The organism is Microbulbifer sp. MCCC 1A16149 (assembly GCF_050368945.1).
In the GTDB taxonomy this organism is placed as follows: Bacteria; Pseudomonadota; Gammaproteobacteria; order Pseudomonadales; family Cellvibrionaceae; genus Microbulbifer.
On the sequence record NZ_CP185959.1, the window covers coordinates 1786334 to 1811691 of the forward strand.

23 protein-coding genes are annotated in these 25358 nt (G+C 55.5%); 10 read left to right on the forward strand and 13 right to left on the reverse strand.

Going from position 1 to position 25358, the window contains the following annotated elements; genetic code table 11:
* Positions 1–94: 94 nt before the first annotated feature.
* Entirely contained in the window at positions 95–229 is a 135-nt protein-coding gene (locus ACONT6_RS07635) for a hypothetical protein (protein WP_275078293.1), read from the forward strand.
* Positions 230–347: 118 nt separating this feature from the next.
* Here ACONT6_RS07635 and ACONT6_RS07640 read toward each other — a convergent pair whose 3' ends face one another.
* Complete coding sequence (locus ACONT6_RS07640) at positions 348–560, reverse strand: DUF2970 domain-containing protein (protein WP_428821132.1); 213 nt, start codon at positions 558–560, stop codon at positions 348–350.
* Positions 561–672: 112 nt separating this feature from the next.
* Positions 673–4380, reverse strand: coding sequence for a methionine synthase (gene metH / locus ACONT6_RS07645; protein ID WP_428821133.1), 3708 nt, complete (start codon positions 4378–4380; stop codon positions 673–675).
* A 269-nt stretch (positions 4381–4649) separates the two neighbouring features.
* Between metH and ACONT6_RS07650 the strand changes: the two genes are divergently transcribed.
* A complete protein-coding gene (locus ACONT6_RS07650; RefSeq protein WP_428821134.1) occupies positions 4650–5327 on the forward strand; it encodes a type 1 glutamine amidotransferase domain-containing protein in 678 nt (225 codons plus the stop codon).
* Positions 5328–5426: 99 nt separating this feature from the next.
* On the forward strand, positions 5427–6029 hold the full coding sequence (nfuA, locus tag ACONT6_RS07655) for a Fe-S biogenesis protein NfuA (protein WP_428821135.1): 603 nt from the start codon (positions 5427–5429) through the stop codon (positions 6027–6029).
* A gap of 86 nt (positions 6030–6115) precedes the next feature.
* Here nfuA and ACONT6_RS07660 read toward each other — a convergent pair whose 3' ends face one another.
* Together ACONT6_RS07660 and hrpB are read right to left on the reverse strand one after the other, a co-directional pair.
* Positions 6116–7564, reverse strand: a complete 1449-nt coding sequence (locus ACONT6_RS07660) for a family 16 glycosylhydrolase (RefSeq protein WP_428821136.1) — start codon at positions 7562–7564, stop codon at positions 6116–6118.
* Positions 7565–7942: 378 nt separating this feature from the next.
* Positions 7943–10495, reverse strand: coding sequence for an ATP-dependent helicase HrpB (gene hrpB / locus ACONT6_RS07665; RefSeq protein WP_428821137.1), 2553 nt, complete (start codon positions 10493–10495; stop codon positions 7943–7945).
* 120 nt (positions 10496–10615) lie between these two features.
* Here hrpB and ACONT6_RS07670 point away from each other — a divergent pair, with 120 nt between their 5' ends.
* The 4 genes from ACONT6_RS07670 (at position 10616) to tmpT (ending at position 13543) form a co-directional block, all read left to right on the forward strand.
* Positions 10616–11074: a MarR family winged helix-turn-helix transcriptional regulator gene (locus ACONT6_RS07670; protein WP_428821138.1), complete on the forward strand. Its 459-nt coding sequence runs from the start codon at positions 10616–10618 to the stop codon at positions 11072–11074.
* A 1-nt stretch (position 11075) separates the two neighbouring features.
* Positions 11076–11858 carry a siderophore-interacting protein gene (locus tag ACONT6_RS07675; protein WP_428821139.1) on the forward strand — a complete coding sequence of 261 codons (783 nt, stop codon included), beginning with the start codon at positions 11076–11078 and terminating at the stop codon, positions 11856–11858.
* 62 nt (positions 11859–11920) lie between these two features.
* Positions 11921–12880, forward strand: a complete 960-nt coding sequence (locus tag ACONT6_RS07680) for a hypothetical protein (protein WP_428821140.1) — start codon at positions 11921–11923, stop codon at positions 12878–12880.
* Between the two features lie 12 nt (positions 12881–12892).
* A complete protein-coding gene (tmpT, locus tag ACONT6_RS07685; RefSeq protein ID WP_428821141.1) occupies positions 12893–13543 on the forward strand; it encodes a thiopurine S-methyltransferase in 651 nt (216 codons plus the stop codon).
* Between the two features lie 83 nt (positions 13544–13626).
* Here the strand turns inward: tmpT and trxC are convergent, their stop codons facing one another.
* Complete coding sequence (trxC, locus tag ACONT6_RS07690; protein ID WP_428821142.1) at positions 13627–14070, reverse strand: thioredoxin TrxC; 444 nt, start codon at positions 14068–14070, stop codon at positions 13627–13629.
* Positions 14071–14219: 149 nt separating this feature from the next.
* On the opposite strand from trxC, the gene pelA reads away from it, so the two are divergent.
* Both pelA and ACONT6_RS07700 read left to right on the forward strand, forming a co-directional pair.
* Positions 14220–15371 (forward strand): pectate lyase, encoded by a 1152-nt coding sequence (pelA, locus tag ACONT6_RS07695; RefSeq protein WP_428821143.1) that lies wholly within the window; start codon positions 14220–14222, stop codon positions 15369–15371.
* A 65-nt stretch (positions 15372–15436) separates the two neighbouring features.
* Positions 15437–17074: a sodium:solute symporter gene (locus ACONT6_RS07700; protein ID WP_428821144.1), complete on the forward strand. Its 1638-nt coding sequence runs from the start codon at positions 15437–15439 to the stop codon at positions 17072–17074.
* A gap of 31 nt (positions 17075–17105) precedes the next feature.
* Here ACONT6_RS07700 and ACONT6_RS07705 read toward each other — a convergent pair whose 3' ends face one another.
* Positions 17106–17492 (reverse strand): DUF6632 domain-containing protein, encoded by a 387-nt coding sequence (locus tag ACONT6_RS07705; RefSeq protein ID WP_181253273.1) that lies wholly within the window; start codon positions 17490–17492, stop codon positions 17106–17108.
* 34 nt (positions 17493–17526) lie between these two features.
* Here ACONT6_RS07705 and ACONT6_RS07710 point away from each other — a divergent pair, with 34 nt between their 5' ends.
* Positions 17527–18132, forward strand: coding sequence for a nuclear transport factor 2 family protein (locus ACONT6_RS07710; protein WP_428821145.1), 606 nt, complete (start codon positions 17527–17529; stop codon positions 18130–18132).
* A gap of 426 nt (positions 18133–18558) precedes the next feature.
* On the opposite strand, the gene ACONT6_RS07715 is transcribed toward ACONT6_RS07710, so the two are convergent.
* The 7 genes from ACONT6_RS07715 to ACONT6_RS07745 all read right to left on the reverse strand — a co-directional run bounded on the left by ACONT6_RS07715 (position 18559) and on the right by ACONT6_RS07745 (position 25293).
* On the reverse strand, positions 18559–20649 hold the full coding sequence (locus tag ACONT6_RS07715; protein ID WP_428821146.1) for an extracellular catalytic domain type 1 short-chain-length polyhydroxyalkanoate depolymerase: 2091 nt from the start codon (positions 20647–20649) through the stop codon (positions 18559–18561).
* A 295-nt stretch (positions 20650–20944) separates the two neighbouring features.
* Positions 20945–21430, reverse strand: a complete 486-nt coding sequence (locus tag ACONT6_RS07720; protein ID WP_428821147.1) for a VOC family protein — start codon at positions 21428–21430, stop codon at positions 20945–20947.
* A gap of 12 nt (positions 21431–21442) precedes the next feature.
* The gene (locus ACONT6_RS07725; protein WP_428821148.1) at positions 21443–21994 is read right to left on the reverse strand and encodes a YdeI/OmpD-associated family protein; all 552 of its coding nucleotides are present in this window, start codon (positions 21992–21994) and stop codon (positions 21443–21445) included.
* A gap of 1408 nt (positions 21995–23402) precedes the next feature.
* Positions 23403–23897: a hypothetical protein gene (locus ACONT6_RS07730; RefSeq protein WP_428821149.1), complete on the reverse strand. Its 495-nt coding sequence runs from the start codon at positions 23895–23897 to the stop codon at positions 23403–23405.
* Between the two features lie 62 nt (positions 23898–23959).
* Positions 23960–24301 carry a DUF6508 domain-containing protein gene (locus ACONT6_RS07735; RefSeq protein ID WP_428821150.1) on the reverse strand — a complete coding sequence of 114 codons (342 nt, stop codon included), beginning with the start codon at positions 24299–24301 and terminating at the stop codon, positions 23960–23962.
* Between the two features lie 50 nt (positions 24302–24351).
* Positions 24352–24789 carry a hypothetical protein gene (locus ACONT6_RS07740; protein ID WP_428821151.1) on the reverse strand — a complete coding sequence of 146 codons (438 nt, stop codon included), beginning with the start codon at positions 24787–24789 and terminating at the stop codon, positions 24352–24354.
* A gap of 138 nt (positions 24790–24927) precedes the next feature.
* The gene (locus ACONT6_RS07745) at positions 24928–25293 is read right to left on the reverse strand and encodes a hypothetical protein (RefSeq protein ID WP_428821152.1); all 366 of its coding nucleotides are present in this window, start codon (positions 25291–25293) and stop codon (positions 24928–24930) included.
* Positions 25294–25358 lie beyond the last annotated feature (65 nt).

The following is a 25358-nucleotide window of genomic DNA, read 5'->3' on the forward strand; positions in this document are numbered from 1 at the left end:
CTGCGGGGATTTGATCTACTTGAGAAACCGCGTTTTTTTAGCGGTGCTGCTACCTTTAAAACAATAATGATTTCTTGAGTGACGGAGTATTCCGATGAACGATCAAGTAGCACGAGAAGTAGTAGTTGTATCAGACGATAGCGATAATGCAGTAGACGCGATTGCGGCGGTTGCTCTGGTGGCAATTTTCGTCGCCACCTGTATTTTCTGGGTTGCCTCACAGGGCTGAATAAAGCCTGCGGGCTCTGTCTGTAACAGGCTGGAGTGCGTAGGGTAGGTCCTGATGATCCGCTTTTCATCAAAAGCGGATCAAAAGCTCGCTCCCGGGTCCCTATGGAATCTGGGCGCTAGCCCATATTGCTCAATACGGTCTTGACCACCAGGACTAGCGTGATCACAAAAAGGGCGGTGAAAATCAGCCCTGCGGCCACGTACGTCTTGATGCTGCCGCCTTTAAAATCCCTTTCCCGATTCTTGTTCGACTGTACGCCGATCGCGGCGGCCAGAGTGCTGAGCACTACCTGGCCGAAAGACGGTTTCTGTTTTTTCTGTTCGTCCATTCCGAATCCCCATTAGTAGGAGCCTGTCTTGCAGGCGAACTTCACAATCGAAGTGAACCTGAATACCGGTTCGCCTGCAAGGTTGGCTCTTGCCTGTTGGGATACGTCGCTATCAATCCTCCAGGTTCGGGCGCAACCAGCGTTCCAGTTCCTCTGCGGTCATACCTTTACGCTCCGCAAGGCTCTCCAGCTGATCGCGGCTGATCTTGCCCACATTGAAGTACTTGGATTCCGGGTGGGCAAAGTACCAGCCGCTTACTGCGGCCGCCGGCATCATGGCAAAACTGGAGGTCAGCTCGATTCCCGCATTTTCTTCAGCGTTCAGCAGCTTGAACAGGGTGGCCTTCTCGGTGTGATCCGGGCAGGCCGGGTATCCCGGGGCCGGGCGGATGCCGGAGTAGGCTTCCTTGATCAGCTCTTCGTTGCTGAGGGTTTCCGCCGGCTGGTATCCCCAGTATTCGCGACGCACCTCGCGGTGCAGGTATTCGGCGAACGATTCCGCGAGGCGGTCGGCGAGCGCCTTGACCATGATCGCACTGTAATCGTCGTGCTTGGCCTCGTACTCCGCGGCCAGTTCGTCGGCGCCGATCCCGGTGGTTACGGCAAAGCCACCGATATAGTCGGCCACGCCTGAGTCCACCGGGGCGATAAAATCGGCCAGGGAGCGACACAGGCCATCGCCACCGCGCTTCTGTACTTGTTGGCGCATCTGGTGCAGGCGCGCGAGTTCTTCGCTACGGCTCTCGTCGGTGTAGACGATAATGTCGTCACCGTCGGCATTTGCCGGCCACAGGCCAAACACCGCGCGCGCGGTAAGGCGCTTGTTGTCGATGATGTCGGCGAGCATGGTCTGGGCATTTTTGAACAGATCCGTGGCTGCTTCACCGACCACTTTATCGTTCAGGATGGCCGGATACTTGCCGGCCAGATCCCAGGAAATGAAGAACGGGGTCCAGTCGATGGTGTCGACCAGTTTTTCCAGTGGAAAGTCATCCAGCACGGTGAGGCCAGGATTGTTCGGTACCTTGGGGTTGAAGCTATCCCAGTCGAATTGCGGTCCCGCCTGCAGGGCATTCTTGTAGGTGAGGCGCGGGTCAGTGCGTTTGCGGTTGGCAGTGCGCTCGCGCACCTTGTCGTACTCTTCCTGAATGCCTTTGACGAATGCCGGACGCAGCTCGTCAGACAACAGGTTGCTGGCCACACCCACGGCGCGGGACGCGTCTGCAACGTAAACGGTCTGGTTGCGGTTGAATTGCGGATCGATTTTCACCGCCGTGTGCGCCTTGGAAGTGGTGGCACCACCGATCATCAGCGGGATATCGAAACCCTGACGCTCCATTTCCGCAGCGACGTGCACCATTTCATCCAGGGACGGAGTGATCAGGCCGGACAGGCCGATGATGTCGCAGTTCTTTTCCCTGGCGGTTTGCAGGATGGTTTCCGCAGGCACCATCACACCCAGGTCGATCACCTCGAAGTTGTTACAGGCCAGCACCACGCCGACGATATTTTTGCCGATATCGTGTACGTCGCCCTTGACCGTCGCCATCAGGATGCGACCGTTGGGCTTGCTGTCGACTGTTTTTTCTTCCTCGATATAAGGCTGCAGGTAGGCCACCGCCTGTTTCATCACCCGCGCGGATTTCACCACCTGGGGCAGGAACATCTTGCCCTCGCCGAACAGGTCGCCAACGATGTTCATGCCGTCCATCAGTGGGCCTTCGATCACGTCCAGCGGACGGGTGGCCTGCTGGCGAGCGGCTTCGGTGTCTTCCTCGATAAAATTGTTGATGCCTTTTACCAGGGAGTGGGCGAGGCGTTCGTTCACCGGCAGCTGGCGCCAGGCGAGGTCTTCCTTGCGTTCTGTCGCCGTGCCGTCGCCGCGGTATTTCTCGGCAATATCCAGCAGTGCCTCGGTGGCCTCGTCACTGCGGTTGAGGATGACGTCCTCTACTTTTTCACGCAGCTCTTCCGGCAGGTCGTCGTAGACCGCCAGCTGGCCAGCGTTAACGATGCCCATGTTGAGGCCGGCCTTGATCGCGTGATACAGGAATACCGAGTGGATTGCCTCGCGCACCGGGTTGTTGCCGCGGAACGAGAAGGACACATTGGAAACACCGCCGGATACATTCGCACCGGGCAGGTTCTGGCGAATCCAGGCGGTGGCCTCGATAAAGTCAACTGCGTAGTTGTTGTGTTCTTCGATACCGGTGGCAACCGCGAAAATATTCGGGTCGAAAATGATATCGGACGGGTTGAACCCGACCTTGTCCACGAGGATGTCGTAACTGCGTTTACAGATTTCTGTTTTGCGCTCGAAAGTGTCCGCCTGGCCTTTCTCGTCAAAGGCCATGACCACCACCGCCGCACCGTACATCAGGCACGAGCGCGCCTTGTCGACGAAGTCTTCCTCGCCTTCCTTGAGGCTGATGGAGTTGACGATGGGCTTGCTCTGGATGCACTGCAGGCCCGCCTCGATCACTTCCCATTTGGAAGAGTCCACCATGAACGGCACTTTGGAAATGTCCGGCTCGGTGGCGCACAGGTTCAGGAAGCGGCGCATGGCGGCGACGGAGTCCAGCATCGCTTCATCCATGTTGAAGTCGATTACCTGGGCCCCGTCTTCTACCTGGGCGGCCGCTACCTGCAGGGCGGTATCGTAATCCTCTTCCATGATCAGGCGCTTGAAGCGCGCTGAACCGGTAACGTTACAGCGCTCGCCCACATTCACGAACAGAGCGTTTTCATCCACCACATAGGGTTCGAGGCCTGACAGGCGCAGCGCCGGTTTCAGCTGTGGCAGTTTGCGCGGCTTGATATCGGCAACCGCGTCGGCAATCGCGCGGATGTGTTCCGGGGTGGTGCCGCAGCAGCCGCCGAGGATGTTAAGGAATCCGCTCTGGGCAAATTCCGCCACGATCGCCGCGGTTTCTTCCGGGGTCTCGTCGTATTCACCGAATTCGTTGGGCAGACCGGCATTGGGGTGGGCAGAGACGTGCTCCGCACAGACGCCCGACAGCGCTTCTACATAGGGGCGCAGCTCGGTGGCGCCGAGGGCGCAGTTGAGGCCAACAGACAGTGGGTTGGCGTGGGCCACCGAGTAGTAAAAGGCTTCGGTGGTCTGCCCGGACAGGGTGCGGCCGGAAGCATCGGTGATGGTGCCCGAGATCATGATCGGCAGCTCGTAGCCGCGCTGTTGGAAGACTTTCTTCAGCGCGTAAATGGCGGCCTTGGCGTTCAGGGTATCGAAGATGGTTTCGATCAGGATCAGGTCGGAACCGCCGTCGATGAGATGTTCCGCGGCCTCGACATAGTTGTCTACCAGCTCGTCAAATGTGACGTTGCGTGCGCCCGGGTCGTTTACATCCGGGGAAATACTGGCAGTGCGCGAAGTCGGGCCAAGTACGCCGGCGACAAAACGCGGCTTATCCGGTGTCGACAGCGCATCCGCCGCGCGGCGCGCTACCTCAGCGGCTACCCGGTTCAGCTCTGGCACCAGATCTTCCATGTCGTAGTCGGACTGGGACAGGCGCGTAGAGTTGAAGGTGTTGGTTTCGATGATATCGGCACCGGCCTCGAGGTATTCCTTGTGCAGGCGCTCGATAAGGTCCGGCTGGGTCAGGACCAGCAGGTCATTGTTGCCCTTGATGTCGGAAGGGTAATCGGCAAACCGTTCACCGCGGTAGTCCGCTTCTTCCAGCTTCTCCCGCTGAATCATGGTGCCCATGGCACCATCCAGTATCAGGATGCGCTCCGCGAGGGCACTGTGAAGCTGTTGCAGACGTTGGTCACGGGACTGCTGAGACCGATTCTCCGACATGGTCATTTCCTTGTTACCGACTGATTACCGACTGACTACCGACTGAATAGTATCGGGTGTTCAAAAAAGGGCGGCAATCTTAGCACAAAGCGGCGCCACAGCAGGCCTTGGGCATATTAGACGGGCGCGCCGGGAAGATCGTCTGCGCATATACATGTAACCAAATGATCTACACACACAGGGGGAAGGGGGGTGGAATTTCCGCTTACGGATCACCACCTGTGAGCCTAGAGTTATTGAAACCCGAAAACCAATGGGCGGGAGGTCCAATGAAAATACTGATGATACTGACATCGCACGACGAACTGGGGGATACCGGGGAGAAGACCGGTTTCTGGCTGGAGGAGTTCGCCGCCCCTTACTACGTCTTCGTGGATGCGGGAGCAGAAGTGACCCTGGCGTCTCCCAAGGGTGGCCAGCCGCCGCTGGACCCCAAAAGTGATGCGGATGACGCGCAGACGGCCGCCACCCGGCGTTTCCGGAGTGATCCCCTGGCACAAGAAGCCCTGGCCAATACCAAGACCCTGGATGATGTAGATACCGACTGGTTTGATGCGGTCTTCTACCCCGGCGGCCACGGCCCGCTGTGGGATCTGGCGGAAGACCAGCGTTCCATCGCCATCATTCAGGGCTTCTATCGGGCAGAAAAGCCTGTGGGTGCGGTGTGCCACGCGCCGGCGGTCTTCCGCCATACGGTGGATGAAAGCGGTGAGCCCCTGGTGAAAGGGCGCCGCGTAACCGGATTCACCAATAGCGAAGAGGAAGGTGTGGGCCTTACGGATATCGTGCCGTTCCTGGTCGAGGATATGCTGAAAGAGCGCGGCGCAGACTACTCGAAAGGGGATGACTGGCAGAGCCACGTCTGTACCGACGGATTGCTGATTACTGGCCAGAATCCCGCCTCGTCTGAGGCCACCGCCAGGGCACTGCTGGGGGCGTTGGCATGACGCCGGTTTAACTTGAGCGCGGTTGGGCGTAAAATACCCGACCCGTCAGCTCGGTTATTTGAAGCCCGGTTGCGCAAAACCGGTTAATTGAGAAGGTTTATGTCAGAACAACCGTCAGAATTGAACGTCACCATCACTGATTCCGCTCAGGAATACCTGCGCGACCTGCTGGCCAAGCAGGACTGCGAAGGCATCGCCATCCGTATGTTCGTGTCTAACCCGGGCACCCCGAATGCGGAGACCTGTATTGCCTACAGCCGCCCCGGTGAAGAGAAAGAGGGTGATCTGGAAATGCAGCTGAATGGCTTCAAAGCCTACTTTGAAGGCCGCAGCATACCGTATCTGGACGAAGCGCGAGTCGACTACGCGTCAGACAAAATGGGTGGCCAGCTCACCATTCGTGCCCCCAACTCCCGCATGCCCAAAGTCACCGATGATAGCCCCATCGAAGACCGCATCAACTATGTCCTTTACAGCGACGTAAACCCGGGGCTTGCCTCCCACGGTGGACAGGTAAGCCTGGTGGAGGTCACCGAAGACCATTACGCCGTACTGAAATTTGGCGGTGGCTGCCAGGGTTGTGGCATGGTGGACATGACACTGAAAGAGGGCGTAGAGAAAACCCTCAAAGAGAAAATTCCGGAGCTGGCCGGGGTGAAAGACATCACCGACCACACGGACAAGTCCCAAGCTTATTATTGAGTTCCATCCGGACTTGATGAATAAAAAAACCGCGGCATGCCGCGGTTTTTTTTGGCCCTGAAAATGTCAGGTCCGCTGTTAACCGGTTACTGGTAGACCCGCACGTAGTCGACATACATTCGTTGCGGGAATACACTGCTGCCATCCGGGCTACCCGGCCAGCTGCCACCCACGGCGACGTTCAGCAGGATGAAGAAGGGGTGGTCGTATGCCCAGGGGCCGTACTGCTCCACCTGTGCGCGGGAAACGTTGTAGAAGTTGTTTCCGTCCACGTACCAGCTGATCCCATTGCTGTTCCATTCGACGGCGTACACGTGATAGCCCGCATCCACATTTTGGCCGACGTTGTAGGTGCCCATGATCGGTGTGTTGCCTGAATAGCCGGGCCCGTGCAGTGCGCCGTGGGTCAGGGTCGGTTCAAACCCCACGTGTTCCATGATGTCGATCTCGCCGGAATTGGGCCACGGGGTGCCTGTCAGAATATTTCCGCCGAGCATCCAGAATGCGGGCCAGATTCCCTGGGTTTGGGGCAGCTTTATCCGCGCTTCGATACGTCCGTATTGAAACTCCTTTTTCCCGGCGGTGATCATGCGGGTTGAGGTGTACTGGCAGGCACCGTACCAGCAGTTGTATCCGCCTTCGTTACGCGCCTCGATCACCAGTACATTGCTGCCGGCCTGCGCATCGTATTGGATAGAAGCGTTCTGGCCTGCGGTGTAGTACTGGAGTTCACTGTTGCCCCAGCCTCCGCCGCCGGTCTCGAATGTCCAGTTGGCACTGTTGATCGAGTCGAATTCATCCCCCCACACAAGTCCGTTGTTCGCCGCTGGGCTCACCACGATCGAAGTAATGTTGTCATTGAAGCCTTCATTGTTGAGACAGCCATCGTCAGCGGTAACCGTGACCGAAGCCCCGGTGAAATTATCGTTCTCGTAAAGTGTTGCCTGGTAACCGGATGACACGCGGATGGATGACGCATCGTCGTTCACGAAGCCCAGCGCCTGCAGGCTTGCCAGGTTGTAGCTGCCCACGCCGAGCCTTGTGGACCAGCCGTCGAAATTACAGTGCTGGTAAATGGTGGCGACGCCACTGGCCGGGTTATCTGCGACCACCTCGATCCAGTTGAGGTTCCAGTCGCCGGTCACCGCGAAAACACCCAGGTTGTAGGTGCCGGCATTGATATGCACGCGATGGGAAATAGTTTGCCAGTTTTGCCAGCCGCCGGTGTTTGGCACATTGAGTTCGCCAAGCACGATGGCACCGCCGTTCAGGTCATTGGACAGGGTGCCACCGGTGGCACTGGCAACGCGAAAGCGGATGGTGTATTCGCCGCTGGTGGGAATATTCAGGTTGTTGTAAGCAAGCCATTCACCGGCAGCGACCCAGCCCACATTGTGGCCGCCGCCGGTATCTGTAGTGACTTCGATATCGACGTCGTCGGCGCGGTAGGCGCCACCGGTATTGCCCGGTGTGGTGTCGTAAAAGGCGCTGTAGTCTTCCGCCTGGAATGTGGCCGCATTGGCTCCGGCAACCATAAAGGTTGCACAAAGTCCCGCGAATATTGAGCGGAGTCTTGCGCGATGGTCTGAGTAATTCGGTATGTTCATTTTCGCCTTCTCATTTTTATTGTGAGGTGGGTGAACCCGTATTCTTCATTGCTAAACGAATCCGGGACCCGGAAATATCGGGGGAAAATGGCGGGGTGGCGTCCCAGAACTGCGCGGATTTCAAAGTGGCACGGGGGAAAATGGAAAATTGGCGCCTGCTTTTCCCGCCAGATGACATCGCTGTCTTCTGGCGGGGCGATGTGCGCGAAAGTGCGTGTAGATTGTCGGGGAATCAGGACGTGGCACGATGGTGACAGGTTGATCGCCGCGCGAACGACCTGGCTCCTTCGTGCCAGTTACTGCGGGTTAGCGATTGTCCATGCGCTTCTTGGTTTTACTGGTGGCCTGGGCGGTTAACGGATCATCGGGCCAGAAATGTTTCTGATATTTGATCCGCAGTTCCTTTTTTACTTCCTGATACGTGTTTTTCCAGAAGCTGGAAAGATCGCGGGTGACCTGCACCGGCCTCTGTGCCGGAGACAGCAGGTGAATCATCAGTGGATAGCGGTCGTTCAGGATCGCGGGCGTTTCCCCAAGGCCAAACATTTCCTGTAACCGCACCGCAAGCACCGGTGGTGTCTCTCCGTACTGGATGGCGATACGGGAGCCACTGGGTACCTGAATATGGGTGGGTGCAATTTGCTCCAGACGCTGCTGGGTTGGCCAGTCGAGCTGTGCGAGGAGAATATTCTTCAGGTCCAGTTGCCTCAGTTGATCCATTTTGTTCAGGCCATCCAAATGCGGTAGCAGCCAGTGTTCGAGGGAATCGAGTAGCTGCTCTTCACTCCAGTCCGGGAGTTCCGTGTTTTCCAGCAGGTCGGTAAAGGCAGCGCGCTGCGCGTGCAGGAAGCGGACCCTTTCCAGCAGGTTCTCTGTTTCTTTATCCCAGGGCAGTGTGCGCAGTCCCCGTTGGCGAATGGCATCGAGCAGGGCGCGGCTTAACAGTTCCGGGCAAATATCACTTGCCGGCTTTTCTTCCAACACCAGCTTGCCGAGCAAGGTTTGCACACTGGCGACGGCGCGGCCGCCGCTATCGTCCCAGCGCACGGATTCCCGGCTTGTGATCAGGTCATCGAAATATTCATACAGCGCCGGTTTGCTGATGCGCGCCGCCAGTTGAACCCGCGCATCGCGCCCCTGGCCGTCCAGATCGGCGATAACGAGAAAATCCTGCAGGGCCAGTTCGTCGTCGTGCGAGAAGTGCGCGCCGCGACCGTTGGACAGCAGGAAGCGTCGCTCGCGATCGCGACGGTTGATCGCGATACGGTCCGGGTAGGCGAAGCCGAGCAGAATACCGGTCGCCTCCAACGGGTGGGGCGTGCTGGCTTGTTGGCTGGTCCGTGGATTAGCGGATAACTGCGCCTGCCAGGCTTTTGCCTGCTGGCGTATGCGTTGCACGGCCCCGCGATCGGCGCTGTAATTTTTGGAAGAACCGTTCAGTACCTCCATGCGTTTATGGATGTCCCTGTCCCAGCGCTGCTCGCCGCGGAAGATATTCCGCTCGGAGAGCAGGGCGGCCAGCAGGCAGGCGTGGTGCTGGAGTTGCAGATCGACACTGCGCAACATCATATGGGCGAGGCGCGGGTGGGTGCCGAGTGCCAGCATCGCCTTGCCGTGGTCGGTGATGCGCAGCATCTCATCCAGCGCCCCCAGCTCCTGCAGCAATACCCGCGCCTGCGCCGTGGGGCCAGGTGGCGGCAGGTCGAGCCAGCGCAGTTCGCTGACCTCACTCACGCCCCACTGGGCCAGTTCCAGCATGACCGGAGCCAGATCACTGAGGAGAATTTCCGGGCTGTTTTTTGCCGGTAGCTGTCGCTGGCGGGATTCGCTCCACAGCCGCAGGCACATGCCCTCACTGAGGCGCCCGGCGCGGCCCGTGCGCTGCGTGGCGGATGCCTGTGAAATGGACGTGGTCACCAGGCGGTTCATGCCCGTATTGGGGTCGAAGCGGGATTCGCGCATCAGGCCGGAATCCACCACCATGCGAATCCCTTCAATTGTCAGGCTGGTTTCTGCCACGTTGGTGGCAAGCACAATCTTGCGCCGGCCGCTCGGTGCCGGCGCAATAGCGGCATCCTGTTGATTTTTGCTGAGGTCGCCGTACAGGGGCGCAATCAGCACATCCGGGCGATCGTGCAATGCCTCGCGCAGGTTGCTCTCGACCTGGCGAATTTCACCCACGCCGGGGAGGAATGCCAGCAGGCTGCCGTCTTCCCGCTCGATCAGCTCGCAGATTTTACGGCTCATCAGTCCCGGTAGTTGCCGCGGGTCATCGGGAACCTGCTGGTGGGGGAGGTAGTCGATGGCAACCGGATAGGCGCGGCCCTCGCTGGTAATTACCGGTGCATCGCCGAGCAGGCCGGAGACCGCGTCGGCGTCCAGGGTGGCGGACATGACCAGCAGTTTCAGGTCCTCGCGGAAGAACTCCTGGGACTGCAGGCAGAGCGCCAGGGAGAGATCTCCCTGCAGGCTGCGCTCGTGGAATTCGTCAAAAATCACCAGTGCGGTATCGCTCAGCTCCGGGTCTGACTGCAGCAGTCGGGTCAGGATGCCCTCGGTGACCACCACAATTCGGGTCTGCTTACCGATCTTGCGCTCGCCGCGAATCTGGTAACCCACAGTGGCGCCCACCGGCTCACCCAGCAGCTCCGCCATACGCGCGGCGGAAGAGCGGGCTGCCAGCCGGCGGGGCTCCAGCATGATGATCTTTTTATCGTTCAGCCACTGGCTGCTGAGCAGGGCGAGGGGAACTGCGGTGGTCTTGCCCGCGCCCGGGGGCGCCTGAAGAACGGCGTTACTGTTGGTATCGAGCGTTGCCGACAGTTTCGGCAACACCTCGTGAATCGGGAGTCTTTTCATGGCGGCGATTATACCTGTGGTGAGTGCCGCTGCCTGCGCCAGTGTCCACCCAACTGGTTGACTATGTCACCTATTCCGCATATGGTTGATGATATCAACTAAAGCGGATTTGTTTAACTTATGCCGAATAGCAACAAGGGCGATACCAACCTCAGTGACACGCTGCATCGGCTGGTGCACGTATATAAGTCCCGCCTGCGCGCAGAAGTGACCCAGCGGGAACTCGGTTTGCCAATCACCCATATGCGCGCCCTCAAAGGTATCTGCAGAAATCCGCATTCAACCGCCCAGTCCATTGCCCAGCGGATGGATCGGGACAAGGCCCAGATCACCAGGGTGCTCAAAGAACTTTTGAGTGATGGCCTGATTGAAAAGCGTCCAAATCCGGACGACGGCCGCAGCCAGCTGCTTTTCCCCACCGAAAAAGGCAGTGAGGTCATGAGCCATCTGATGCAAGCGGAGCGCGAAACTGCAGCTGCCATGACCAGAAGCCTGAGTGCACAGGAACTGACGCTGTTTGCGGAGCTGAGTGCACGTATGGTTGAGAACCTGAGCCGTGAATCTGACGGAGGTAACTGAAATGCCGAATGCTGTATCGAAAACAAAATCCAGAGAGCTTGAAGTCATTGCCAGCCGCTACGTTACCCCACACATGTTGCGGGTTACCCTCGGTGGGGCGGAGCTGCAGGGCTTCCCGGAGGCGCAGGAGAGCGCCTATGTGAAGCTGCTGTTTGATCAGGGAGAAAACCAGCGGCCACTGATGCGAACCTATACCATCCGCCATCAGCGTGATAATGAAATTGATATCGATTTTGTGGTGCATAGCCACCCCGGCCCTGCCGGTAATTGGGCACTGCAGGCCGAGCCCGGTCAGCGTATTCGTATCGGTGGACCCGGGGCTCGCAAGCTGATCAATCCGCAAGGGGACTGGTTTTTGTTCCTCGGCGATATGACTTCACTGCCTGCAATCAGCGTAAATCTGGGTTTGCTGCCAGAGGACGCCAGGGGCCATGCGGTCATCGAGATCCCGTCCGAGTCTGATCGCCAGGAACTACAATGCCCGCCGAATATGCAGATCCACTGGGTTGTGAATACCCATCAAAATGCGCCGGGCGAGATGCTGTTGAATACACTCCAGGATCTTCCATGGATTGAAGGCAATCCCGCGGTCTGGTGCGCTTCCGAGTTCTCTACCATGCGACATCTCCGGAATCATTTTCGTAATGATCGCCCGGTAGCACCGAACCTGCGGTACATTTCCAGCTATTGGAAGGCGGGTCTCAATGAAGACCAGCACAAGGTGGTAAAAAGAGAGGATGAAGTCATATCCTCAGCGTTTGCAGGCGAAGCCGCCGTTAGCTGAACCACCTGTAAAAGGAAGTTAGCGCGTTATTTTTTTGAGCCAGTTTCTGGAAAAGGAAGTCGATGGAAATTTTGAAATGGATCGGGCAAGGCTTTGCCATCTTTGTGGCCGCAGTCTTCATCCTATTTGCATACGTTTTTATTCGTATGGCTTTTGTGGCCCAATTTACCGAGCTGGGCCTGCTGCGAGACCGGGTTCTACGGATTTTATTGCCGGGCGTGAGTATTAAGGAAGCTCCACACCAGCTGCCGCCGCTCGAGTGGGAGTATGAATCTGGTGCGGGCGCTGTCCCGAAGGCAACAAGTTTGCTGCTTACCCCGGAGGGGCAGCTGCAACCGGAAGAGAGCAGGTTCGATGGTGACCCTCGCCAATACGTTGATGAACTTAGCGGTGGTGATAGTCAGGCACCGTGGATTTTATATGAAAGCAGGATCTATCAGCGCAACGGCGATACGCTGGGGCGGGAAATTGCCGACCTGAGCGACGCACCATTTGCGGGGTTTGGCTACGTGGCTGGGTTGAGTAGCGAATGGTTTCTGGTCGCGGGCGATGTCCGCGGCGATAAAAACAGGAATAGCAGGTTGTGGCAGGTTTCGAAGAAAAATTTTGAGATAGTCCTGCTGGAGAAAAATCCCTATTTCACCTTCTCCAGGCCACCCAAGACCTTTACTCCCCAGGGCTTTGATGGCGTACTGGTTGCAGTTTACAGCGGCGTTGTCAGCTATGGTTTCGGTGGCGACTGCAGCAGGCCCCGATATTCAATACTTCGCGCCTATACCAGTACGTATCCTTCGGGTATCGACCTGGCTCGTTTCTCGTTCAGGGCCGGCACCATTGTCGACGTGGACTGGCAAGATGGTACGCTCATGGTCATAGGGGACCCGAGCAGACCGGCTGCGGCTGGGCGCGATCGAATGCCACCCCGCGTGTGGCGGGTGGAATTACCCGATGGAATTGTTGGCATGCCGCAACAGCGCGGCGCGGCAGAGCCGAAAGAATTGAACGAATCGTTGGAAGGATAACGGACAAGAGTTGTGGAAAAATCATTCTGGCTTGAGAAGTGGCAAAAGAACGAAATTGGGTTTCACAATCGTGAGGCCCATCCGCTATTGGTCGAACATTTCGCTCGGCTTGGTTTGGGGCAGGGCGACCGCTTGTTTCTGCCCCTGTGCGGCAAGACACTGGATATCGGTTGGTTGCTGGAGCGGGGTTATTCCGTTGCCGGTGCCGAGCTGAGTGAAGTGGCTGTGATCCAGCTATTCGAACAACTTGGGATTGAACCTCAGGTGGAGATTACTGGTGACCTGAAGTGCTATCGAGCCCCGGACATCGATATCTATGTGGGCGATATCTTCCACCTCACCCGCGAAGCCCTGGGATCTGTGGCCGCGATCTATGATCGCGCCGCTCTGGTGGCGTTACCCCTGGAAATGCGCCGTCGGTATACACAGCACCTGGTGCAACTGACTGGCAGCGCGCGGCAGTTGCTGATCACCTTCGAGTACGATCAGGAAAAAATGCCCGGACCGCCGTTTTGCGTGAGCGACGGCGAAGTTGCCGAGCACTACGCTGTGAGCTATACGCTGAAGCTGCTGCAAACGGTCGATGTGGAGGGTGGCCTGAAGGGAAAATGTCCGGCAGAGGAAAAGATCTGGTTACTGGAATCCAAAAGCCCGGTGGCTTAACCGTAAATCACTACTCCCCTGATCGCGACGCCGGAATTTACCAGCATAGGTCGCCCGGCGTGGCGATTTTAGTTTCATTCGTGCTAGGGAAGTTGTTGATTCAACCACTGCATAAACTGGGCCTTGGGAAGGGCACCTGAAAGCCGTGTGAGTTCTCGGCCGCGATGAAAAATCATCAAAGTGGGGATGGAGCGAATCTGAAAGCGCCCGGCGGTCTGCTGGTTGGCTTCGGTATCCAGTTTTACAAACAATGCCCGAGTGGCCATCTCTGAGGCAGCCTGGCTGAAAACCGGTGCGAACTGCTGGCATGGGCCGCACCAGGTTGCCCAGAAATCGACCACTACCGGTAGATCACTCTTTTCGATGATTCGCTGGAAGTTGCGGTCGGTGCCGTTTAGCGGCTGACCGGTGATCAGTGATTCGCGGCATTTCCCACACTTCGGGCGGTCTCCGAGCCGGTTTCCGGGTACCCGGTTTACGGCGGCGCAGGACGGACACAGCACCTGTATCGGATCGCTATTGCTCATGATTGGTCTCCTGAAACGACGCTCTACTTAACCCGCCGGTAATGATAGCCCTTATCGGGGGTGTGGTTTTGGATCGGGTTGATCCGGTATTCTAGATATATCGGCTTAAAAGTAGCACCTGGAGTATAAAAATAATGTTCAGGAGTAGTATGCACGGCTTATCAGTTTTCCTTCCCGCTGCACTTTGCGGAATACTGTCTTTTGCGGGTATGGCGGAGTCTCACGCGGAGACGGCTTATCGGCCGATCCCGATCGACGGCTTTCAGGATGCGATCAAGCACTGGAATGATCGCACTGGCGAAAACACTGTTCAGTACTATGCACTGCATCAGGTCGACAAGATTGCTGACAACCTGCTTCAGTATCAGCGCGAGAGTGGTGGCTGGCCCACCAACAAGCACCCGCTGCGCATTGTATCTACCGAGGAAAGGGCGCAGGCGATAGAAAACAAGAGCCTTTCCGATGCGAGTTTCGATAATCGCAATATCTATCCGCAGATCAAATACCTCTCACACGCCTACCTGCAAACCGGCGAGACCAAATACCGCGACGGAGCATTGAAGGGACTGCGGTATACGCTGGATCGCCAGTATGCCAACGGCGGCTGGGCACATTCTCCCGATCGCACTGAGCGGGCCTACTATCGCCATATCACCATTGCCGATGAGGTGATGCCCGGTGTGTTGGGATTCCTACGGGAGGTCGCCGCCGGCGGGCCGCCATTTGAATACATTGATGATGACCTGCGTGAGCAGGCAGCCCGGGCGGTGAGCAAGGGTGATGAACTGCTATTGGCGATGCAGGTTCGTATCGATGGGAAGCCCACGGGTTGGGCCGGACAGTATCACGAAAAATCCCTGAAGCCGGTCAAGGGCAGGGCGTATGAGTTGCCGGGAATTCTCGCCTGGGAAACAGTACCGGTACTTCAATATCTGATGTCTATCGACAACCCATCCCCGGACACCATTGCCGCTATACAGGGCGGTATTGCCTGGCTGCAATCCGTAAAACTGAGTGGGTTCCGGGTGGAGCGGGTGGACACGGCAAGACAGCGTTTCGATTTTCACGCAGCCGATTACGATCTGGTGGTGGTCGACGATCCGCAGGCAAAGCCGATCTGGGCGAGATTCTACGATCTGAAAACCAGTGAACCGTTTCTGGCAAACAGAAATGGCAAAAGGGTGTATCAGCTTTCGGACGTGGATATCGAACGACGCACCGGTTACAGCTGGTATGGCTACTGGCCGGAGCGGTTATTGCAGGAGGAGTACCCCGCGTGGAAACAGCGCTTCGAACTGTGACCGGGCTTTAACAGGAATCACCTCGCTAGCCAAATTTGGGGAGCTAGCGGAATTCAGGGAGTCGAATGAATCAGAGCATCACATGGATTGACTGGCTGATCATTGCCGTTTACTGCGCAGGGCTGCTGGTCATGGCCTACTGGCTTGCGCGTCGTCAGGAGAGCCGGGAAGACTACTATGTGGCGGGGCGCAATGTCGGCCCCTGGCCGGTGGGGCTCTCGATCATGGCAACCCAGTGCTCCACCAACAGCATTCTTGGCGCGCCCGCATTTGTCGCTTTCGCCGCGGGTGGTGGGCTGTTGTGGTTGCAGTACGAACTGGCGGTACCTCTCGCCATGATCGTGTTGATTCTGTTTGTGATGCCGCTATTCCGGCACCTGAACCTTGTTTCGGTCTACGCCTATCTGGAACAGCGCTTTGATCTGGAAACGCGACTGACGCTCAGTGGGCTGTTTCTGTTTGTGCGGGCGTTTGCCACTGCGGTGACCGTGTACAGTATTGCGCTGGTAATCGACCTGATTACCGGACTGGGGTTTACCGCATCGGTGTTTCTCCTGGGTGTATTCACCGTTGTTTACGATGTGATGGGTGGAATACGCGGGGTTATCTATTCCGATGTCATCCAGTTACTGATTCTCGCGGCCATGCTGGTGCTGGTACTCGTGTTTCTAGTGGATTCCAGTGGCGGTTTTGGTCAGATGTGGCAGTCGTTTGCCCAGGAGCGCAAAACCACGCTGGACTTTACGCACCACGGGTTTGGTGATGGGGAAACCTTTGCCTTCTGGCCCATGCTATTCGGTGGGCTCTTCCTGTATGTCTCCTATTACGGCTGTGATCAGAGTCAAGTACAGCGTCAATTGAGTACCCGTGACATTGACGCCACTAACAATGCGCTGCTGATCAACGGGCTTCTGAGGTTTCCGCTGGTATTGCTGTATTGCCTGGTCGGGGTTGGTATCGGTGTCTATGCCGCGCAACACCCGGAATTCATCGCTGCACTACCGGATTCCGGCAACGGGCCTGAATACAATCTCTCGGTGCCGCTGTACATGATCAATGTGTTGCCGGTGGGGCTGGTGGGCTTGAGCCTGGTGGCATTGTTCGCCGCTGCCATGTCCTCCTTGGATTCCGTGCTGAATTCCCTGAGTGCCACCACCATGGAAGATTTCGTGCGCCGCTTTCACCGCGGCAGTTGGAGCGCACACAAGGAGCTCATACTGTCGCGACTGCTGACCACCCTGTGGGGTGTTATCACGCTGGTGATGGCGTTCTTCGTGGATGACATCGCCCCCACGGTACTGGAGGCGATCAACAAGATTGGGTCGCTGGCGAATGGCCCGATTCTCGCCGTATTTGCCCTCGGCTTTCTCACCCACCGGGTGCGCGGGCCTCATGCTATTGCGGGGTTGCTGAGTGGGATCGCGAGTAACGGCCTGTGCTGGCTGTATCTGCCAGAGATCTCCTGGTTGTGGTGGAACGTCATCGGTTTCGCGGTGACGGTGGCTGTGGCCTGGATACTGGCCCAGATGTCAGGTATGGGCACGGCCACATCGGTTACTCCGGCTTCAAATACCGACCTGTATGAACACGCAATTCGCCATCACTTGCGCGTGGAAGCCCGCAGCAATTGGTACAGGCGCAGTGTATGGCTCTTACTCTGGTTTTTCGGCCTGCTGGTACTACTGCTGTATATGGGTGACTAGTCGCCAGAAACGGCTTTTAGCCGCACCCCGGTCACTTGTGTCTGGCTGCCCTGGGCATCAGGTACCAAAGCACTGCCGCCACCAGGAACAGGGCGGGGACATCGCCCAGCAGGTTTGCCCGCTCTGTTTCGTCGACAATCGCCTGTACCAGCATAATTCCGCCGTGAACAATACTGGACCACACCGTGAACCAGATAAGGCTGGCATTGGCCAGAGGATCTTTGGCTGCCCTGATTAAAAATACGCCAAGGGTCGCATAAACGCCCATAATCATCTGTTCATATTCAGGCTGGCGCGGTGTCCAGCCCCAGCCGGAAGGCCACACCCACATCATCATCGCGTAGATCCCGAAAATAAAGATGATGCCAAAGACGATAAGGGCAACTTTCAAATACTTGAGTTTCTGTTCTTCTTGCACGGTCGGCTCCTCTAGACCCACCTTTGGGTGAGTCATGGGTATAGCATTGATGGCGTATATAAGTATTAAATATGGCGACGAATGTGCGTTGAATTCAGCAGATAATCCGGGAGAGGACTTGTTTATGCGTAACAGAACTGCATTGTGGTGGAAGGGGTGGATCCTGTGTTTGGCTGTTGTGTTGCAGGCCGCAACAGCCTGGGCCAGCGCGGACTCAACCACGGACCAGGCAAAAAACGCGGTCGGCGCCCAACTGGATGCGTTTCATCAGGCGGCTGCTGAGGCGGATTTTGATGCTTACTTCAATATATTGAGTAACGATGGCGTCTTTATCGGCACCGATGCGACGGAACGCTGGTCTGCTGCCGAGTTCAAGGAATTTGTCAGGCCTTATTTCAGTCAGGGAAAGGGCTGGACCTATGTGCCCAGGGATAGAACCATCGTTCTGCATGGCGATGTCGCCTGGTTTGACGAGCTGCTCGATAGCGAAGCCTACGGCGAGTGTCGAGGCAGTGGTGTTCTGGTGAGAGAAGATGGGCAGTGGAAAATAGCCCAGTACAATTTACATTTTCCGGTGCCGAATGATCTTGCCAAATCGATCACCAAAATGATCAAGGAATATGAATCAAAGGATCGATAAAAAAGCCGTATGCCTTAGATGTTAAATGGGAGATCTGGATGATGGGCTTAACACTTTAGCTGTGCCGCTTATGCCGCAGGTTTGTGGCCCAGCACACGCGCCGGCAGCATCAGTACTGCGCGCAAGAAGGCAAACAGGGCCTCGAAAGTAATACCGACAAGCCGGAAGGGTAATGACAGGAGCCAGACGAATGGCCAGAGCAGAAGTGCAAGTAACGCAAGAGGCCAGCAGAGTACGAAGAGCAGGAGCCATAGCAGAAATTTAAGCATTGGATGTCCTTATCGGCAGTAGCAGCAGTGCGAAACCGGCTGTTCTGATGTTTCGCTGCTTGTGTTGTACCCGCCCAGCACCCGCAGGGGGCGAGGGCAGGGCGGGCCAACATTTTACGGCCGATTGGGTTTTACTGCACGCCAATCAAGGATGGGATCAGGGGCAGTTACCTTTCACGTAGTAACCAGCAGCAGTCTCGGCCAGCGTCGAGGTTACAAACACGTTGTACAGTCCCAGGTTATCACCGGAACCGACCGCATAGGCGTAGCTGCCATTGGTGGTGGCTCGGCCTGCCTGCACATGGTTGTAGTTGCTGGCGGAGTACTCGGTGCAGGCCACATCGCCGTCGGGGGTGCTGTCGCAGGCGTTGCCAATGCCATCACCATCATTGTCCAGCTGGTCCGCATTGGCGGTGTTGGGGCAGTTGTCCACGCTGTCGGTCACGCCGTCGCCATCGGTATCTACAGGCTCACCATCCGGGGTGCTGTCGCAGGCATTGCCGATTCCGTCGTTGTCGTTGTCCGCCTGGTTGGCATTGGCGGTGTTCGGGCAGTTATCCAGCGCATCTTCCACGCCATCCCCGTCGGTGTCGGTAGTCGGCTCGCCGCCACCTGTTGAGCAGGCCTGAACCGGTCCGGCACAGCTGCTGTCACCATCGGCGACCCACTGGCAATCACTGCCCGAGGGGTATTCGCGCATGGTGAATTCGCTGGTGCCGAACGCCAGGTAGCAGGCCGAGTAACCGACTCCCCAGGTGATATGTCCCGCGCTGATATGGAAGTTGTAATCGCCGGTCTGGCCCGCGTCGATATTGAAGGTGGCACTGGCCTGGCTGGAGAGCGAGGTGCTGTCGGTGGCGGTAACCGTTGCGGTGTTTTCACCACCGGGCAGGTTACAACCCTGGGCGGAGTAGCCATTGCCAGAAATACTCGCGGTAACATTGCCGCTGGCAAAGGCGACCACCACGCTCTGCAGGTTCTGGTTCGCGTCCACCACGGTGCCGGTCACGGTGGCGCACTGGCCGCTGACGCTGGCTGCAGTATCGCTCAATACTGGTGCCGTCGCCGGCGGCTCCGGGCCTACACGGGTAGTGACGCTAGCCACATCGCCGTCGGCGCCTTCGTTATCGGTGGCGACTGCACTTACTTCGTACAGACCGTCTGCCAGCGTGGCGCTGGTAGCGCTGAAGAAGCCCGCAGCATCCACCGAAGACACGTCGAGGGTTTCCACCAATACCGGTGTACCGCTGTCGATATTGCTGATGGTGATTACCACTCCGGTGACGCTGCCTTCCGCATCCAGTGCATTACCGCTGATTGAAAGCAGGCTGTTGCTTTCACTCGCCGCAAGGTTCGTGATCTCGGGCCCGGTATTGCGGTCGACGCGCTTGTTGTTGGCGGTGAAATACTGGCCGAGGTAGGAGGCATAGTTGATGCTGTTCGGCGAGATGTAACCGCCAGAGGCGCCTTCGCCGCCAGACCAGGCGTGATCGACATCATTCAGCCACAGCATGGAAACCCGCCCATCTTCCCACAGGGTTTCCTCTGCGGTGCGGCTACTGCCCTCGCTGATGGTATTGGTGCCGGATAGTTTGGCGACTCCGTAAACGCCTGCCATACCGTCGGAATTCTGCTCGTTATAGCACTGGTTCACCGTGGTATCGGCATCGCCGTGGGCGATAGATGCGACCTGGGTGGCAAAGTGGCTTTTATAGCTGCCGGCGTAGGTATTACAGCGCGCAGTCACATCTGCCTGCTCACAGGGGCCAAGGGCACCGTTGGACGAGGTGCCGATACTCGGGCCCGCACTGATACCCATACCGGCAAATACGTCCGGAGCCAGGCAGGCTGTGGTGTTGGCAAAAGCCGCACCGGAAGACAGGCCGGCGATATACACCTGGTCCGGGTCGATATTGCGGCTCGCGTCGCCACTCATGGCATTGGCGAGGGAAATCAGGTTCTTATAGTCGCCAGAAGAGCGCGACTTGGTTCCCTGCCAATAAGACCAGCAGCTATATCCGGCCTTGTTCATGGCGTCTGGAACCGCGATCACCATGCCGTACTGCTCTGCTGCCACTTCCAGGTTTGCAGTGAGGAAATTGTTGGTGGGCTGCACACAGCCGTGCAACACGATCAGCAGCGCCTTGCCATCGCCGATCGACGATACAGAATCCGGTGTATACACATGCACGGAATTAAAACCGCCAATGGACTGGCCCTGCTGCCAGCTGCCTGCGCTGGCGGCCATGGCAAAAAGCCCGGATAGAAAAAATAGAATTAGGGTAGGGACGCCCTTATTGGACGTTCGATTATGATTCATCGCTAGTACCTTCATTATTTGAATTATGTTCTGACTGCACAAACGATAGATGCGCAAGGCAGTGAGCAAATCGCGCAGAGGACGTTTGCTCATTCAGCTTATTCGAGGGCATAGCGATGGCCACTAGACCAAGGTCGTAAAGTGGCCCTCAATGTGGTGGCTGGTTCGCAGTTTGGCGTAATTCTTCGCCGGAAATAATTCGGAACCAGATAAGCCGTGGGGCCTATACGCGTATGGCCGATTCAATGGCGGCAATATCGATTTTTCCCATCTCCATCATTGCATCAAATGCACGCTTGGCGACCACTGGGTCAGAGCTGGTAATGGCCTCAGTGAGCGCGACCGGCGTGATCTGCCAGGATAGGCCCCACTTGTCTTTACACCAACCGCAGGCGCTTTCCTGACCGCCGTTGCCGACAATGGCGTTCCAGTAGCGGTCAGTTTCTTCCTGATCTGCCGTAGCCACCTGAAACGAGAAGGCCTCGTCATGCTTGAATGCGGGCCCGCCATTGAGTCCGAGGCAGGGGATGCCCCGCACGGTGAATTCCACAGTGAGCACGTCGCCTTTCTTGCCGGAGGGGAAATCTCCCGGGGCCAGGTTTACCGCATCCACGGAAGAGTCGGGGAAGACATCGGCGTAGAAGCGGGCGGCTTCCTCGGCGCAGCCGTCGAACCATAGGCAAATCGTGTTCTTCGCGGGCGTGGTCATATCGAATCCTCCTTAATCCGCCGCTTCAGGCGCGCGGAATGCTTTGCTGTAAAACCCGGATGTGTCAAAGCAGCAAACTTTCTTCTTGCCCGAGGCGAGCATGTCACAGGCATCATGAATGCGCTTGGTGCGAGTCTTTGCCTGCTTTGCGGAAGTGATCCAGTGAAGCCAGTCAATACGTGAGATGGTGGTAGTTGCGCCCCAGGTCTCTTTGGCCTCGGGTGAGGCCGATAATGCGTCGAGCAGATCCGCGGGAACCTCCGGTTCCAGTTCCTCTGCGGCACTCATGACCTGAAACTCCGCGACATCGCCGTAGCTCGCACCGGACTGCTTGAGCAGTTCTTCATCAATTTTGAGCCAGTGGCTTTTCTTGCCATCTGGCTCAAGCAGGACCGTGAAAGGCTTGCCATTGATAGTGCCATCAACTGTGGTGCGGCCGCGACGGGGGAGCTTCGCGCTGACTGACTTCGGTAGAACGACGAATGCCCATGGCTCGCTATTACCGGGGCTCTTGGGGCGGAGAATCTGAGCTTTGAACTGTGACTTTGTGCTTGCCTGTGTCATTTATTTCCCTTTCGATACTTAGAGGAACTCCTTTTTATACCGAGCCCCATTGATGCCTTTATTATGCGTGTTCTTGGCACTTGCTAATAAGCTCGTTGTACCCATAGACCTTTTTATAAATGGCGTATTCTTCCCCATTTTTGGTGGAGATCAGGCTGCCTGATGAAAAGAGTGCTTGATGCCACTCGTAGGGCTGGAAGTGTTGAGTAGGGAACTGTTTGATCGATTCGATCGAACTCCATGGAACAAACACGAGTTTATGTCGAGTATGAAAATATATGCCTGACTCTTCAGCTGATATAGGCCAATACCGCGCCTGAAATTCTGTGAAAAAATATTGAATTATTATCAGCGCGAGAAACAGCGCGTAACCCTCGGGATGCTCGGATCTGATCCAGATCAAATCCATTATGGCCAGCAAGGAAAACGCAATCACGGAAGCCCACAAAGTGTATATTTTCGCCCACCAAGGATATTGATATTTATTCATCGAAAAATTTACACATAACACTGCTGGCTGGGGAAGCTTACGTTATGGGCATTTTGCGCGAAAATGGGAGCGAAGCGACCGCGCAAAACGTGCATAAGGTAAGCCGTCCCGCGGAGGCCTGAAGGGCCATAGCTTTACTGCCTGTGATTATATGGTGTGCCCGTGAAGCATCATCTAGTTTTATCCTCATGCTTTTCTGGGCAATAAACATTCTGCGGTCTGCACGCCTCTCTCGCTACTTTTTTATCGACCAACCCAAAGAAAACACTTGATGCAAGGCTGCAAGCCTGGATCGATCCAGCAGAAAGTAAAATAGCTAAGAAATATATGCCGTTTTTAATCATCATTAATTACCTAGTCTAACGCCCAGCGTTGGCTGTTGATCTGCCGCTGTTTGTTAGGCATTTTGGACCTTTCGGAGCTTAAAAAATACAGAAGTTCCAGTCACAACTGGACTTGCAACACAAAATAGTATCACTATGGGAATTAGCCGGTTGTCTATTCCCGCGGTAAGAACCAACACAACACTTAAAACAGCGGAAGCGAATCCAAAAATAAGAAGATTTTTTGTGCGCCCGGCCAATAATGGGTCCCGGTAAGTCCGGTCAAGACTTGCTAGAAATAACCCTATAACACCAAGAAAGCCGAAAACGTAACAAATTATGATTAAATTATTCTGCCAAAGATTGTAACCCTTCATCAGCTGCTCAATGAATTTGAACACTACTGGAGCCCCCACTAGTAACATTGGGGTTACGGGTAAAATTGAAGCTAAAACTCTAAAATCCATTTAAGCCTCGTGATGCCTATCGCCCAGCGCAGGCGCAGCCAGCGCGGAGCGCATTTTGTGTTAATGTTTGAGAGCCAGCGAGTAACACAAAAGGTGCGTAGCGTTGGCCGTCGCTCTGCCTCTGTTTGTTAGGTGTTTTTGGAACCAATGAACTTCAACCCACTCCGCTCAACCATGTTTTTAACTTTTTCCAATGCTGATCCATCTTCCATAAAGAACCAGGCAGTATAATCGTGTCCCTCTCGGTAAATAGTTCTTATCTCAGGAATAAAAATATCACCAGGTAGGTATTGCTGACGCTCTATATCTTCTAACAGTTGCTCTAAAGAGGCCAATCTTTTGAAGCGTTGCCGGTGTTCATTGTATTTATAAATTGAAAATAAGCTGACTATTCCCTTACTTAGATCAATTGTACAACGCTCACGGCGAGCCTCTTCTTCTTTTGTGACGCCCCACAGTAAATCATCCACATTATCTGTAATTTCGTGGGCCCACCTATCCCAGAGAGAAACCGGATACGCGGTATAAGTACCGACTTCTTCCCATTCATAGTCATGGGCGTGCGGAAATACTCTTGCTACCTCCGCATTTTCTTTTCGTGAAATATGTTTAAAAGCTCTCATATACTCACTTGTACGCACGGACACCTAGCGCCCAGCGTTGGCTGTCGCTCTGCCGCTGCTTGTTATGCATGATGTAGCTCCTGAAGCCTTTCGAAGACCGGATCCAGCCTCCTATTTTTTAGGATTTGCTCCCAAGATCCATCACAAAATCTTTCAGACCTGGCCGCGGCAGTTAAGGCCCACTTAACCTCTTCTGTGGTCGCGTTTCCTATTGACTCTAGAATCCCGCTAATCTCTTTTGGCTGATATTCATATGCGACCCAAGGGGGAGACTCCAACAATTTCATGAAATTTGAAATTTCTCCCGGATAAATAGGGTATCCATCACTACGAGAGATCTCATGAACCGCTGAAACAGCTGCGTGATAGCTCAACACCAATTTCCATATATCCTCAATTTTCACTATCTCAGCATTCCTTTGCATAAAGTAAGCCGTCCCTTTGCTGCGCTTTGTTAAGCCTTGGCGGAACTTGCGCGAAGAGCTTCTACATGGGATAGGACGCGCCCCAGCTTTGCGAGAAGATAGCCAAAAAACACCCCATTTAAACCACCAACTACGCAAGATATGACTATGCCAGGAATCCATCTATAGGAGGCTGAATATCCTGTACCAACTTCGATCCGGCCAAAAATGAAAATGCATGCAATGGCGGAAGCAATACTCAGCCAAATAATGACATTACCGACATTTGATACAGAGCTACCTTCATTCCAGCTTTCACTACTCTCGGCTATTTTTTGATCTTCCGATCTAGTCACAGAGTGGGATGTAGACTGTGGATCTGTTTCTGACTTATCAAAACTCTTACGAAGGCGTACATCCATGCAAGGATTGCACTCCTTTGAAAGAATTGCCGCCTTTCTCTCTCCACAAGTAATACAAATAGTCATTCTTTCTCCGATTTTTTTTAATTGTGGCTTAACGCCGCGCTCAGCCGCGGCTAACTTCGGGCGCTTTATGCGCGAAAATGGAAGCGAAGCGACCGTGCATAAAGTGCACAAAGTTAGGCGTCGGTCTACTGCGCATTGTTATGTGGCTGAATTGCCAAGCAGAAGCACTATGGTTGCAAAGCAGATTAACCAGAGAATAACTTGCCCCGCCAAACCTTCAAGCTCAATCCCGATTGCTTTAAATTTGACCTTCTCAGCTCTTTGTTCTAATGCTAATACTAGAGCTAATGACGACAAGCCAGCAATTGGAAATCCGATTGTTTGAATTGGATAATCTAAAAATGCTTTATCCATGACATCAGAAACGAAGAAAAAAACTATTAGCTTTGCGACATACATGCCTGCAGAAATTATTAACAAAAGCGGAAGCATCCACTTTATTGATGCGACCACTTTTTCAATATTCTTCTGGGAATCCGTCATTACATTCGTTTCTGAAGACATTTTTATGATACTCCTTTATCACATAACGCCGCCGGCAGGGGCAGCTTACCTTGTGCGCATTTTGC

Excerpts from the sequence above, each read along its gene's own strand:
- ACONT6_RS07675 (WP_428821139.1), top strand. The coding sequence starts at position 11,076 with ATGCCGAATGCTGTATCGAAAACAAAATCCAGAGAGCTTGAAGTCATT.
- metH (WP_428821133.1), bottom strand. The coding sequence starts at position 4,380 with ATGTCGGAGAATCGGTCTCAGCAGTCCCGTGACCAACGTCTGCAACAG.
- ACONT6_RS07710 (WP_428821145.1), top strand. The coding sequence starts at position 17,527 with ATGGGTATAGCATTGATGGCGTATATAAGTATTAAATATGGCGACGAA.
- ACONT6_RS07745 (WP_428821152.1), bottom strand. The coding sequence starts at position 25,293 with ATGTCTTCAGAAACGAATGTAATGACGGATTCCCAGAAGAATATTGAA.
- ACONT6_RS07740 (WP_428821151.1), bottom strand. The coding sequence starts at position 24,789 with ATGACTATTTGTATTACTTGTGGAGAGAGAAAGGCGGCAATTCTTTCA.
- ACONT6_RS07670 (WP_428821138.1), top strand. The coding sequence starts at position 10,616 with ATGCCGAATAGCAACAAGGGCGATACCAACCTCAGTGACACGCTGCAT.
- ACONT6_RS07660 (WP_428821136.1), bottom strand. The coding sequence starts at position 7,564 with ATGGTTGCCGGAGCCAATGCGGCCACATTCCAGGCGGAAGACTACAGC.
- ACONT6_RS07730 (WP_428821149.1), bottom strand. The coding sequence starts at position 23,897 with ATGAGAGCTTTTAAACATATTTCACGAAAAGAAAATGCGGAGGTAGCA.
- nfuA (WP_428821135.1), top strand. The coding sequence starts at position 5,427 with ATGTCAGAACAACCGTCAGAATTGAACGTCACCATCACTGATTCCGCT.
- ACONT6_RS07650 (WP_428821134.1), top strand. The coding sequence starts at position 4,650 with ATGAAAATACTGATGATACTGACATCGCACGACGAACTGGGGGATACC.
- trxC (WP_428821142.1), bottom strand. The coding sequence starts at position 14,070 with ATGAGCAATAGCGATCCGATACAGGTGCTGTGTCCGTCCTGCGCCGCC.
- ACONT6_RS07680 (WP_428821140.1), top strand. The coding sequence starts at position 11,921 with ATGGAAATTTTGAAATGGATCGGGCAAGGCTTTGCCATCTTTGTGGCC.
- pelA (WP_428821143.1), top strand. The coding sequence starts at position 14,220 with ATGCACGGCTTATCAGTTTTCCTTCCCGCTGCACTTTGCGGAATACTG.
- hrpB (WP_428821137.1), bottom strand. The coding sequence starts at position 10,495 with ATGAAAAGACTCCCGATTCACGAGGTGTTGCCGAAACTGTCGGCAACG.
- ACONT6_RS07635 (WP_275078293.1), top strand. The coding sequence starts at position 95 with ATGAACGATCAAGTAGCACGAGAAGTAGTAGTTGTATCAGACGATAGC.
- ACONT6_RS07700 (WP_428821144.1), top strand. The coding sequence starts at position 15,437 with ATGAATCAGAGCATCACATGGATTGACTGGCTGATCATTGCCGTTTAC.
- ACONT6_RS07640 (WP_428821132.1), bottom strand. The coding sequence starts at position 560 with ATGGACGAACAGAAAAAACAGAAACCGTCTTTCGGCCAGGTAGTGCTC.
- ACONT6_RS07715 (WP_428821146.1), bottom strand. The coding sequence starts at position 20,649 with ATGGCCGCCAGCGCAGGCAGCTGGCAGCAGGGCCAGTCCATTGGCGGT.
- ACONT6_RS07725 (WP_428821148.1), bottom strand. The coding sequence starts at position 21,994 with ATGACACAGGCAAGCACAAAGTCACAGTTCAAAGCTCAGATTCTCCGC.
- ACONT6_RS07720 (WP_428821147.1), bottom strand. The coding sequence starts at position 21,430 with ATGACCACGCCCGCGAAGAACACGATTTGCCTATGGTTCGACGGCTGC.